We start from the raw sequence: 11,776 nt of genomic DNA on the forward strand, positions 1-11,776 counted from the left end.
GAACAATCCACACAGTAAAAGCATGACCGCCATGACCTCATGGCACGTGCGAATTTATCAGTAAATAGATAAATACAATTTCAACTAAAGATGAGAGGAATACCATGAAAATTTATCGCTCGCTATCTTGTGCGCTATCCACACTACTGCTTTGCTTTACGTCAATCGCATCCGCCGATGTCGTGTTCGAAGAATACGATTTTGACCCAAGCAGTTTCAACACCGACCTTATCCATTTCATCAACCCTGTTGTCCCCGGCTCATCTTACAACATCACCACAACCCAATACGAATCGCAAATCACAGGCAAAACAGCACGTCAGCACTTTGAATTCAACCCCAACAGCGAAATCCCTATTCCAATTGTTCAACCCATCTACATCAATTCATTCACATTCGACCCACAAACGCAAGGCTCAATCCAAGGCATCACCGCATCCTTCAAAACATTCGGCATATCCGGCCCAAACAACGGCGGACTCTATTGGTCTCGCATTTTTGTCAAACAAGATGGCAGACTGTTCGGCAGCACACTGTCCCTCAGGCAATTAAGCAACCCAAACGCATTCCACGAAGAATCGAACATCCAAGAAAGCGATTTCTTTGAAATCCTCCTCAACGATTACGACCTCGACTCACACCCCGACTTCAGCGGAAGCTTCATGGAATTCGGTGTCGGCATCTCACTCCAAATACACAACCTACAACAAAACGTAACAACAGAATACAACTTTGGCATCGATAACGCCGTCATGCGTATCAAAACCAGAGCCGTCCCCGAACCCGCTTCACTTTCACTCCTCGCACTCGGCTCCCTCGCAATCCTTCGCCGCAAACACTAATACATTTTATTTATAGCAAACAAAGGAATAACACCATGCCTGTCACCAAATGTATCGCAAAAAGCGCTACTGCATTCATCACTTTATTCACCCTTACAACCGCAACACTACACGCCGACGTCGCATTCACCGAATCCGATTTCGATTTCGACTCATACGCCATTGGCCCAACAATCTCTTTATCCCCCCAAGATCCCGAAAGCACATTTAACGTCACCTCAAGCAGATTTACCTCGCAAGAACAAGGCAATTTCATCCTCCAGCAATTCAACCTCAACTTCGCACCCGGCAACTTCACTGTCATCACACAACCGATCCTAATGAACGACTTCGTCTACGATCCTCAAACTGAAGGCGCCATCGAATCATTGTTCGCATCAATGAAAATCTTCCCCGTTGCAAACAACCTCCCCGTGACTGTCGGGCAAGCAACACTCTTCATCGGACAAAACGACACGCTATATCGAGCAGTTATCGACAGCTACTTCACCAACGCCGGCGCAACAACATACTCAAACAGCAACTTAATCGAAACAAACTTTTTAGAAATTAACGACCAAGGTCTTGTCCTCGACTCCCATCCCGACTTTGATGGTGAACTGATGCAATTTGCCTTCGCCACCGCCATGACAAAAACCGGCCTTGCAGCCAGCCAAGATCACCTGCTCATGAGTGCATTCGACGACTTAGTCATCCGCATCGATTCGGCACCCGTCCCCGAACCCGCCTCACTCTCATTTCTCTCCCTCGGAGCACTCGCGTTACTTCGCCGCAAACGCCAATAAAACAAGCAATAACTATTCATATACATACTGTAAACAAGGAATCATATTCATGCCTGTATTAAAACAAATCACCAAAAGTGCCACCGCACTCATCGCCCTGCTCAGCCTAATCACAGCACCACTGCATGCCGACATCGCATTCTCCGAATCTGATTTCGAAAACGGCACATACACCGTAGGCCAAATGCTCACCACCTCCCCCCCAGAACCAGGAAGCTCATTTGCCGTTTCTTCGAGCAGGTTTACCGCACAAGGACATGGCAATTTCATACTTCAACAGTTCCAACTCTATCATGCAAGCGGCGACTTCAACTTTATCTCCCAACCTATTTTCGTTAACGACTTTGTTTATGACACGCAAACCGAAGGCGCCATTGAATCTTTGTCCGCATCAATGAAAGTCTTCCCCGTTGCAAATAATCTCGCCGTAACCGTCGGCCATGCCTATCTGATCGTAGAACAGAATGACAGGTTTTACCGTGGATACATCGATGGCTTCTTTACCAACATCGACGAAACAACATTCTCACTTGGCAACATGACTGAAACCGATTTTATCGAATTCAGCGACACGGGCTTAAATGGTGATTCTCACCCAGATTTTGATTCAGGACAATTGCGGTTCGGCTTCAGCACCGCCATGTCAAATACCGGTCTTAGCTATAACGAAAATTATCTACTGATCAGCGCATTTGATGACCTGAACATCCGCATCGATTCTGCCCCCGTCCCCGAACCCGCTTCACTCTCCCTACTCTCCCTCGGCACACTCGCGTTACTTCGCCGCACCCACAGATAAGAAAATCGCCAACAACTTAACCCACACCGCAAGGGAAGAACGGACAATGTTTGTCTGATCTTCCCTTGTAACAATATTACGTGCATCAAACGTCCCTACTCCAGCTTCACCTCAACCTCCACCACCTCAATCCCCCGCAGCACATCCAGCCGCACCGTATCACCCTTCTCCTTCTTGTCCAGCTCCTTCAAATAATCCAGCACTCCCTTCACCTGCTCTCCATCAATCCCCACAATCACGTCACCTAACTTCGCATCGCCATTACGATCACGATACATCCCGTGCAACCCTGCAACCTCCGCTGTACTCCCCGCATTCACAGCCAACACTACCACTCCTTCAAGCTCGAGTTGCTGCAAGATTTGCCGGTTATATCGCTGATGGATCTTGATCCCAAGCGTTGCTGGCTCGTACTTACCCTTCGTCAAAATTTGCCCCGCCACGCGCTTCACCGTATCAATCGGCACCGCAAAACCAATCCCCGCACTCGACCCGCTCGTACTCACAATCATCGTATTCATCCCAATCACCCTGCCCCGACTGTCCAAAAGTGGCCCCCCACTATTCCCAGGATTAATCGCTGCATCCGTCTGAATCACACCATCAATTGGCAACCCCCCTACACTCTTAATCTCACGATTCAGTGCGGAGATGATCCCCTTCGTGAGTGTCTGTTCCAATCCAAAAGGATTCCCAATCGCAAACACATCCTGCCCCACCAAAAGATCATTACTCTCCCCTAATTCAAGTGCCGCAATCTTCTCCTCCTCCCCCGGATCAATCCGCAACACCGCCAAATCATGATTTTTCGAATATCCCACCAAGTCCGCATCAAACGCGCGTCCATCGTTCATCACCACCTGCGCGCTACGTGCATTCTTGATCACATGATAGTTCGTCACCACCACGCCTTGCTGATCCCACACAAACCCGCTCCCGCTCCCAGTTTCCTGCCGAATCTGATTTGTCCAGAAGTCTCGCCACTGCCGCCCCGTTGTATTGATATGTACCGTCCCACTGCTCGCTTCTTTGAATAGATTTACAACATGCCGCTCACGATCATTCAACCGACCACCTACCCCTAGTTCTGTATCCACCTCCACGTCCGCATCAGCCTCAGCAGTTGGTACGATCTTCGCATCCAAATGCTCCTGAATCAAAACCGGACCAGCATTCATCACATGCTCATCACCACCACGTCCTTCTATCTCATGATGAGACATGGTATACGCACTGCCATGCTCCCCTGTCTCACTCACTGATCGCATCCAATACCCAACGCCACACGCCATCACCAACATCAACACCAATGCAGCCGTTTTCTTCATCGCCATTCCTTTGTCAGTACCATAAACCATCTCATCCACCAGCCAACACATACTCACCTGTGCTATTTCGCTTGCTTCGCTTTTACCATCATGATCGTCGCATCATGACCATGCTCAAAGTAATCCTGTCGCATGTTCACGAGTGGCGTTTTCTCAAACGCCCACCGCAGCAAATCTAGTGTCGGCAACCGCCGCGCCGGCCACCCCTGCTTCGGTGTCCCCTTTGCGACTTGATCCGACAAGAAATTAAAGAGCAGTGTTTCGCTCGCTCCCGCCCATGCCCCTTCCAACACCTTATATACTTCCGCATCACTCATTGTGTTCAGTGTTCCTGAAATGACCACGACCTGCGGCTCCCCCACCCGCATTACCTCTGGATCTGCCACTAAATCCCCACACACAAATTCAGCTTCGCTCCCCGCGAATATCTCGCGCTCCTTCGCATATGCAATCACCTCCTCCAAACCATCAACCCCCACATAGCCGCCTTTCTTATGCCATCCGCCTATCCCCTTTTTAAGCAAATACGCCCCAAAATCTCCCCGACTACACCCCGCATCCAAAATCCGCTTCCCCCCCAGATAACACATCTCCATAAACACATCAAAACGCACTTCCTGCGTTTGACGGTTCGCCCATAGCGTCACTTCAAAATCACTTCCATGCTTGTCTGCCGCCTCACGGTACGGCTCCAAATACTTTTCGCTCATCTTGATCTTCCCATCAACACGTTTTCGGTTGGCCACGCACAACTAACCCCATCTATCCCTATCTTGTTCCCAATTAACGCACTACATTCTACCACTCCCCTCGCACTACTCCGCGCAAACACGCACAAAACCGCATAGCGTCCCCTATACCTCCTCAATCAATCCTCAAACCATACAAATTCCGCAGCACAATACCTGAAAAACATTCATGTTTTTATCGGCCATCCCCCGATACATTCCTCTAGACACAACGGGTTTGCATCACTCTCCCCGCACACCGAGAGTCGCGGTCTTGCCTAATTCCGGGCCACGCCTGACCAAGCCAAACCACACGAACAATCAACCCGCTTCAGGCGGACACTCGATCAATGCCACAACATACGATCGGCTCTCTCTCCCGATCGCGACTACTTGTGGTAACGGATGGCAACCCCATCCACATCTGTAATTCGTATCGATTCATGCAGTTTTTTCAACCATGGCTCGGGGGGTCCGACCATGGTGCAGAGCCTGGCTAAGCCTCTTTAGTACGCTTCGCCAGGCTCTTATTTTTTGACCACGTCATCTACTCATATTTCAGACTAACAAAAGAACTTGCATACAAGCCCTCGCACAGGCATGAAACAAATCATGTCTTTAAAACTGCAACGGTCGCCCCGCCCACAGATTCGTCCCGATTAAACCATCCGGAATGATCACCACATTGAAGTTGTTTTCTTGATCCACCGTATCGATACTCGCTGTGACACGTAACGTCCAACGGGGCAGCTTCCGATCCACCACCACCTGTACCACGCGTGAACGATCATCTTCAAAATCAAATCGCTGCAAGAACGACACGTTGTACTTCGTCGTCAGCCGATACGTAAAACCATACGTGATGTTTCGGCTACTTAGCACCGGCAGTGCTTCATACCGTAAGAAACTCGTCAGCCGCGGCGTGTGATTAAGTGTCCCACCAACACGCCACTGCACGACCTCGTTCTGCGCCTCAGCCCAAGTCAACTCACCCGTGATCGCCACATTATCACTCACCATCCAAAGCAACTCACCATAGAACTGATCCCCACCCACTGAGAACTCTGGACGATAGTTGTAGTACTCCGGAATCTCCACGTTCGGAAACGCTTCATCCCACTTAAACACATACCGTGTTTCAAGCGAAATCCAATCCACATCCCGCTCACGCCCCGGACCACCACGCTTCGTCTTCAACGTATTCCGCAAGCCAAGCGCCAAACCAAAACCTTCATCCAATCGTTCAACATCATAATCAAACAGCGGCAATTCCCGTGAACTCAGCGTCGTACCAATCGCATATGCATTCACATATGGCTCCACTACATGACGAATCCCATTGATGTTCCACAACCGATCTCGCTTCAAGCTAAGCGTTTTCGCAAACTCCGTATCAATACGCACACCCGCCATCCCCCAGAAACGAATCTGATCCTGCGAACCGCGCGGAGCCTCAAAATCATTGAAATCCTCAAAGCTCTGATCATATGCTGTTACACGCCCTGAGACATATGGCGAGATATTGAAGATCCCGCTCTTAAGCGCAATGTCCAATTCATGCCGCGTATCTAAACGACCCACCAAATCAACTGGAATTCCTCGCGCTTCTACCTGCGACTTAAACGTCAAATCTGTATTGAATCCAAATACCTCCAACGATGAGCCCGGCTCGAACCCTCTGCTCGCCGGCGTATCAGTTCCCGCACGTACACGTAAAATCGTCGCGCTACTATCGCTATACCAATTCACCTTATCACCGAACAACACGAATGGCGTCGTTTGAATCTTCAACTCCGGAACCTTATCCACTACATACCCCGGGAACTGCAATACTGTCAATTGCTGCGTGAAACTATTTGGATTCGTCCGTCCCAAACCACTGGCGATCCAACCATCACGATCCTGCTTCTTCAAATATGCACTAAGCTCATACGGCTTTACTTCGTCCGCTTCCGGATAGAAAAACTCTTCCAAAAACGTGTTGTCACTCACCCACTGTGCTCCCAGCGCGAGATCAACACCATAGTCCAACTTCTGAAAATGCTTCCAGTTCACAAACCCGCGTGTATCCCCTGACCGATTCACATCAAATCGTCCTTCACCCAATTCGTCCTCACCCCCATCCAGCGGAATCAAATAACTCCGCAAGTCCCCATACATTTTGATGTCTTCGATGTCGTAATTCAGATCAAAACCCAAGCTCCCATTATGCTGTCCTAGCCAACCGATCTTACCCGTCGCCTCTACACCCTCTGGCTTCTCCCGTCCAAACAAACTAAACATGTCCCAATCCGTTTCAATGAACGGGCCCCATCGACTGTTAAACCCGCCACGCACTTCTCGAATCGGTATCTCAAAGTTCTCGCCCGCCACAAACGGGAAATACGCCACAGGCGTCTGCCCAATCTTAAACGTATTGTCATAACTCTTGAGTACATACCGCCCCGTCACACCTTCTCTCTGAACCTCATCAATCGTCACCTTGCTTGCTGCAATCGCAAAGTGTGGCTCTCCAAACTCACTCGTCGTAAACAGCGCGTCCTCAGCCTCGAAACTCGTCGCACTTGTTTGCCTTAGCGCATCAGCACGAACATACAGCGGCAGCTTCCGCGTCACGTCATACGCATACATCACCGCATCTAATAACAATGCCTTATTCGTCGCCAGATCGTAATACACTCGCGGTGCACGCACCGTGTAATCACCATCAGAGATCACCACATTATCTTCGAGGTAAATCCCCTTCACCGACCCCGCATTTAGCTCGCCACCACCCGTTGCAACCTGCTTACCTTCCAGCACCGCTCTATCCAAAAACAGAACCACGCGCTGTGCCTTCAGCGTCACCGCACGATCCGCTTCAAAATCCTGATAGCCCAGTCGCGCCCCGCCCGTCATCATCACCGCCAACTCATCCTCACCAAGCTCTTGCAAAACCAAGCTGCCATCAATGCTATATGACATCAACCCTTGTGCTGGAAAAATCTCAGGCCCTTGATACCCGGTGCTCCCGCTTTCTTCTTCTCCGGTCACACCAGCATTCGCGGTACTCCCACCAACCACACCACCTGCTGCCGGCTTCGTACTCTCTGCCAAGCGTGTCTGAGCATCTTGCAAAAACACCTTCTCAGCTTCGGTTAATTCAGCACCAATTGCTGCGCGTCGTTCCGCACGCAAAGCAAACACTTCCGCAGAATAAACCTCACCTGCTGGCCCACGATCCAGCACATGATTCAAACTCGCATCGTATCGATCAAACCGCCCAGCAGCCGCCTTCACCAGCACATCATTCGGCACAACATCTGCTGGCTCAAGCAAATCAACATTCAACCGCACTTTCCCCGTCGTACTTGATGTGATGAGCAATCGCTTCGCACCCGCCGCAATGGGGCCGCCCTTCGCCCCACCGCCATACAACGCCCCCGCCGGCGTCGCATCATTCATATATACCGCTATGTCACGGATCTGCATCCCCGGACGGTTTTCTGTTTTAATCCGAACCACGGCGCTGGTCCCACGGAACGCATACAGCCCCACTGCAAAACGCGCCTCCCCTTCAACAAGGATCATCTGATCCCCAGCCTCTTTCCAGACCTTCATGCGCCGCCCGCCGATCACCGCATCATCCGTCACCACAAAATCTGCCAACGGCCTCCCCGACCGTAAAAACCCTGCACCCAGATTGCCTACCGGCGCTTCAAGATCTGTAAACTGACGTGCATCTGCATCCGCAGGTGCGCCTTGATCCTGCCGCTGAACTTTTGTCCGCCCCGCTTCTTCCTCAGCCTTCTCTACTGCTTGTTCTTGTCCCAATCGTTCGACTTCTGATATCACACCCTCACCCGGTCGCAGCTCCGCTTCTCCCGCAGCCTGACCATATCCCACCTGCGCAAGTGGCTCGGCAAACACCACCAACATCCAGCTACACAAACAACCAGCCGCAAGCATCCATCTCGTATTCATGACTCTCACATTCAACATCCTGTTAAAGTGCCTCTGATCGCCCGCCCGGAAACATCCCCTTCATCTGATCCGTGTTTGGCACACGAAACATCCCTGCTCACCATGATCTGTACACAACATTTGCCATTTCATTCATCATGACATGAAAGAGCGCGCACAAAAAACGATGCGCTGCCGTCTCCTACGTCTCTTACCACGACAACGCTCTGCTAAACATACCAGAACTCGCCTGTTTTCGCTGAAAAACATGCCGAACGTGTACAACCCACTACCATCTCAGAACCACATCTAAACCTCGCTCTGGCCAGCAGCTATAGCCATTCAATGGCCTTCATTTCCAACTCTGCCCTCAGGTATCATGCTCATCGCCTTCTCATCACAATTCAAACCCAAACCACGCACAAAAAAACCGCTGGCAAACAGCGGTCGATCATCCATATTTCTATGTCACGCTAGGCCTCAATGCTCGCGCGTCCAAGAGAGCACAAACGCAGGCGGCAAATTGTAAAAAATCACTCGACGTGACTCCATCTTCAAACCCAATGACTTCATGCGTTTACGGAAACGAACCGCCGTCGGCAAGCCATACGCATGCACATACTGAAATGTACGGAACATCGTCCCGCCCTTCAATGTGTCACTTAACATAGTCGTGATCGAATCCTGCACCGTCAACGGCAAACTTGCAAACGGTAAGCCACTCACCACTGTCCCCACTGGTGGTAACTCGACCTGCTTATGATAGACCGGCATATGCTCTGCCGACCCATGCACAAAGTCCATATCAGGAAAGCGTTTACGCAAAATCTCTACAAACCCCTCGTCCCGCTCGATCCCCAAGTATCTCGCTTCAGAATCTTCCGTTCGCAGCCGCCTTTGGATCGCCTTAGTAAACGATCCTGTCCCTGGTCCAAACTCCACAACTGTCTGCGGTTTATCAAGTTGGATATCTGCAACCATTGCCTTAGCCAACGCATCGCTGCTCGGCGCAATCGCACCAACCTGTTTGGGATTCTTCACGAATGCGCCAAAGAACTTGATATGGTCCGAGATCGACATAACCGAGCAGCATATCTTCCTATCACCTCTATGACAAACACTTTGTGGAAATTCACCGCTAAGACCATTACCCCTATTCAGCCTAACCGCTGCGTGCACACAAAGATACAACCGCCTAAAACTACTGCCTAAGATCCGCGCAACTCGAAGCACCTAGAGGGCAAACGCGCAGTTACTAGGCAACGCTCAAAACGAGACCTGCCTAGCAACATCCTTATAAAAAATTTGACCTCAGTCACTTACAACACACTGCTACAAACCGTCTCATTTCTGGCATGGCGTGTGCAAACGTTACGTGTGCTTAGCGACTGTGCAGTATTGATCCAGCACGTGGAGATCCGCTAGGCGATTGGGTTCAGATCATTGGGTTAATAGGCGGCCGTTGGGTTTGAGTTGAGTGGCCAGCCGTTTCAAAGGAGTTCGGTTCATGATGTTGGTTTTGAGGATGATGTGCGTGATGACAGCGCTGCTCGCAGCGGAGTATCTTTACGGACAATCGGTCAATGACGATGTGGTCTCAAACCGTGAAGTTACTGGTCAGGTTGTGACTCAAGCCATCGCAACAGTAGCAGACTCGAGCGGGGCAAGCAGTGGGCCTGTGATCGATACAGGTACAACTGCATGGATGCTGGTGAGTACCGCGCTGGTATTACTCATGGTGCCAGGGCTTGCGCTTTTTTATGGCGGGCTTGTCAGGACCAAGAATGTCCTTGGCACAATGATGCACAGCTTTGTAGCAATGGGGATCATTGGTGTGAGCTGGGCGGTGGTGGGCTATGCATTATGTTTTGGGAAATCCGTTGGTGGAATCATTGGCTGGGACCCGAGCTACCTCATGCTCAGCGGCCTGGATAGCGGGCCAGGCGCGTTCTACATGATCGATGAAAAAAGCGGACTAGCGATTCCAGCGCTTGTCTTTGCGATGTTCCAAGGAAAGTTTGCGATCATCACCCCTGCCCTGATTGCGGGCGCATTTGCAGAACGGGTGAAATTCGGCGCGTACTGCTTGTTTGTACTCTTTTGGAGTTTGCTGGTTTATAGTCCGCTTTGTCACTGGATTTGGGGCGGCGGTTTTCTGTATGGCAAGGCAATTGATTTTGCTGGCGGAACAGTGATCCATATTTCCGCAGGTGCTGCAGGCCTTGTGGCAGCACTTTATTTTGGTGCTCGTAAAGGCTATCCCAAAACCGCGATGCATCCAAACAATTTGGTCATGACTCTGCTCGGCGCAGGCCTACTTTGGGTTGGCTGGTTTGGTTTTAATGCGGGAAGCTCAATCGAAAGTGGCTTAACAACAGCACGGGCATTGACTGTCACGCAGATTGCTGCAGCAACGGGCGCACTGACATGGATCTTAATCGAGAGTCTGCATCTGCGTAAGGCAACGAGCCTTGGTTTGGTGTCGGGAATTTTGGCAGGTTTGGTAGCGATCACGCCTGCGGCAGGAGATGTCCCGCCGTATGGCGCGATTGTGCTTGGGATCCTTGGCGCGGCAGTAAGTTATGGCGCAATCGTGATAAAAAGCAAACTGGGTTATGACGACACCCTAGACGTGTTTGGCATTCACGGCATCGCAGGGATTGTGGGCGCGATCTGCTTAACATTTGTAATGCGAGAAATTCCAGAACACGGACTTGGCATGCAACTTTACTACCAAATTGAAGGCGTGTTTATTAGTTTGGTTTACGCGGCAATCATGACGTTAGGAATTGTCGTTGTGCTGGATAAGACGATCGGTTTCCGGATGTGCGAGCGTCAGGAAAGCGAAGGGATGGACCATGTACTTCACGGGGAACATGGGTATGGCTTGCTGAACTTAAACTAGAATGAGTTGGCATGTTGGTGTGTAAATATAAGAAAAACACTGTGAAGGCAGTGATGCATTGATTTGGAGTTTTGTAATGAAGATGATTGTTGCGGTGATCAAGCCGGAAAAATTAGATGCGGTCAGGCAAGCGTTGGTTGATGCGGATATTAGTCGTGTCACGGTAAGCCGAGTAACGGGCCATGGTCGGCAAGAGGATATTGATTTGTATCGAGGACAGGAAGTGACACCTGACTTGATAACAAAAGTACGCATTGAGGTTGCAGTGAATGATGTGTTTGTACAGCCAGCAATTGATGCGATTTGCAACGCAGCACGCGAAAACGGCGGAAACATTGGGGATGGGAAGATTTTTGTGATGCCGCTTGAACAATGTATCCGGATTCGAACAGGTGAATGCGGAGGGGATGCTATCTAACCAATGATTAGATATGCAACGAAGTCGAT

9 protein-coding genes are annotated in these 11,776 nt (G+C 50.3%); 5 read left to right on the forward strand and 4 right to left on the reverse strand.

Features of this window, described 5'->3' with window-relative positions; genetic code table 11:
* Positions 1 to 104: 104 nt before the first annotated feature.
* From ACQ6WK_RS11270 to ACQ6WK_RS11280, 3 genes are read left to right on the forward strand one after another with little or no spacing between them, the layout of a single operon-like run.
* Positions 105 to 842, forward strand: a complete 738-nt coding sequence (locus tag ACQ6WK_RS11270) for a PEP-CTERM sorting domain-containing protein (protein WP_432797484.1) — start codon at positions 105 to 107, stop codon at positions 840 to 842.
* Between the two features lie 35 nt (positions 843 to 877).
* The gene (locus ACQ6WK_RS11275; RefSeq protein WP_432797485.1) at positions 878 to 1,627 is read left to right on the forward strand and encodes a PEP-CTERM sorting domain-containing protein; all 750 of its coding nucleotides are present in this window, start codon (positions 878 to 880) and stop codon (positions 1,625 to 1,627) included.
* Positions 1,628 to 1,676: 49 nt separating this feature from the next.
* Positions 1,677 to 2,426: a PEP-CTERM sorting domain-containing protein gene (locus ACQ6WK_RS11280; RefSeq protein WP_432797486.1), complete on the forward strand. Its 750-nt coding sequence runs from the start codon at positions 1,677 to 1,679 to the stop codon at positions 2,424 to 2,426.
* 95 nt (positions 2,427 to 2,521) lie between these two features.
* On the opposite strand, the gene ACQ6WK_RS11285 is transcribed toward ACQ6WK_RS11280, so the two are convergent.
* From ACQ6WK_RS11285 to ACQ6WK_RS11300, 4 genes are all read right to left on the reverse strand, one after another.
* Positions 2,522 to 3,805, reverse strand: a complete 1,284-nt coding sequence (locus ACQ6WK_RS11285; RefSeq protein ID WP_432800396.1) for a S1C family serine protease — start codon at positions 3,803 to 3,805, stop codon at positions 2,522 to 2,524.
* 11 nt (positions 3,806 to 3,816) lie between these two features.
* Positions 3,817 to 4,464 carry a class I SAM-dependent methyltransferase gene (locus ACQ6WK_RS11290; protein ID WP_432797487.1) on the reverse strand — a complete coding sequence of 216 codons (648 nt, stop codon included), beginning with the start codon at positions 4,462 to 4,464 and terminating at the stop codon, positions 3,817 to 3,819.
* Positions 4,465 to 5,100: 636 nt separating this feature from the next.
* The gene (locus tag ACQ6WK_RS11295) at positions 5,101 to 8,445 is read right to left on the reverse strand and encodes a hypothetical protein (protein ID WP_432797488.1); all 3,345 of its coding nucleotides are present in this window, start codon (positions 8,443 to 8,445) and stop codon (positions 5,101 to 5,103) included.
* A gap of 459 nt (positions 8,446 to 8,904) precedes the next feature.
* On the reverse strand, positions 8,905 to 9,504 hold the full coding sequence (locus tag ACQ6WK_RS11300) for a class I SAM-dependent methyltransferase (RefSeq protein WP_432797489.1): 600 nt from the start codon (positions 9,502 to 9,504) through the stop codon (positions 8,905 to 8,907).
* A 427-nt stretch (positions 9,505 to 9,931) separates the two neighbouring features.
* Here ACQ6WK_RS11300 and ACQ6WK_RS11305 point away from each other — a divergent pair, with 427 nt between their 5' ends.
* The gene (locus ACQ6WK_RS11305; protein WP_432797490.1) at positions 9,932 to 11,329 is read left to right on the forward strand and encodes an ammonium transporter; all 1,398 of its coding nucleotides are present in this window, start codon (positions 9,932 to 9,934) and stop codon (positions 11,327 to 11,329) included.
* A gap of 76 nt (positions 11,330 to 11,405) precedes the next feature.
* Entirely contained in the window at positions 11,406 to 11,747 is a 342-nt protein-coding gene (locus ACQ6WK_RS11310) for a P-II family nitrogen regulator (RefSeq protein ID WP_432797491.1), read from the forward strand.
* Positions 11,748 to 11,776 lie beyond the last annotated feature (29 nt).

This window comes from Poriferisphaera sp. WC338, assembly GCF_050931845.1.
Lineage (GTDB): Bacteria > Planctomycetota > Phycisphaerae > Phycisphaerales > Phycisphaeraceae > Poriferisphaera.

Coding starts and splice junctions, on each gene's coding strand:
- ACQ6WK_RS11280 (WP_432797486.1), top strand. CDS start 1,677: ATGCCTGTATTAAAACAAATCACCAAAAGTGCCACCGCACTCATCGCC.
- ACQ6WK_RS11285 (WP_432800396.1), bottom strand. CDS start 3,805: ATGTGTTGGCTGGTGGATGAGATGGTTTATGGTACTGACAAAGGAATG.
- ACQ6WK_RS11290 (WP_432797487.1), bottom strand. CDS start 4,464: ATGAGCGAAAAGTATTTGGAGCCGTACCGTGAGGCGGCAGACAAGCAT.
- ACQ6WK_RS11300 (WP_432797489.1), bottom strand. CDS start 9,504: ATGTCGATCTCGGACCATATCAAGTTCTTTGGCGCATTCGTGAAGAAT.
- ACQ6WK_RS11305 (WP_432797490.1), top strand. CDS start 9,932: ATGATGTTGGTTTTGAGGATGATGTGCGTGATGACAGCGCTGCTCGCA.
- ACQ6WK_RS11295 (WP_432797488.1), bottom strand. CDS start 8,445: ATGAATACGAGATGGATGCTTGCGGCTGGTTGTTTGTGTAGCTGGATG.
- ACQ6WK_RS11310 (WP_432797491.1), top strand. CDS start 11,406: ATGAAGATGATTGTTGCGGTGATCAAGCCGGAAAAATTAGATGCGGTC.
- ACQ6WK_RS11275 (WP_432797485.1), top strand. CDS start 878: ATGCCTGTCACCAAATGTATCGCAAAAAGCGCTACTGCATTCATCACT.
- ACQ6WK_RS11270 (WP_432797484.1), top strand. CDS start 105: ATGAAAATTTATCGCTCGCTATCTTGTGCGCTATCCACACTACTGCTT.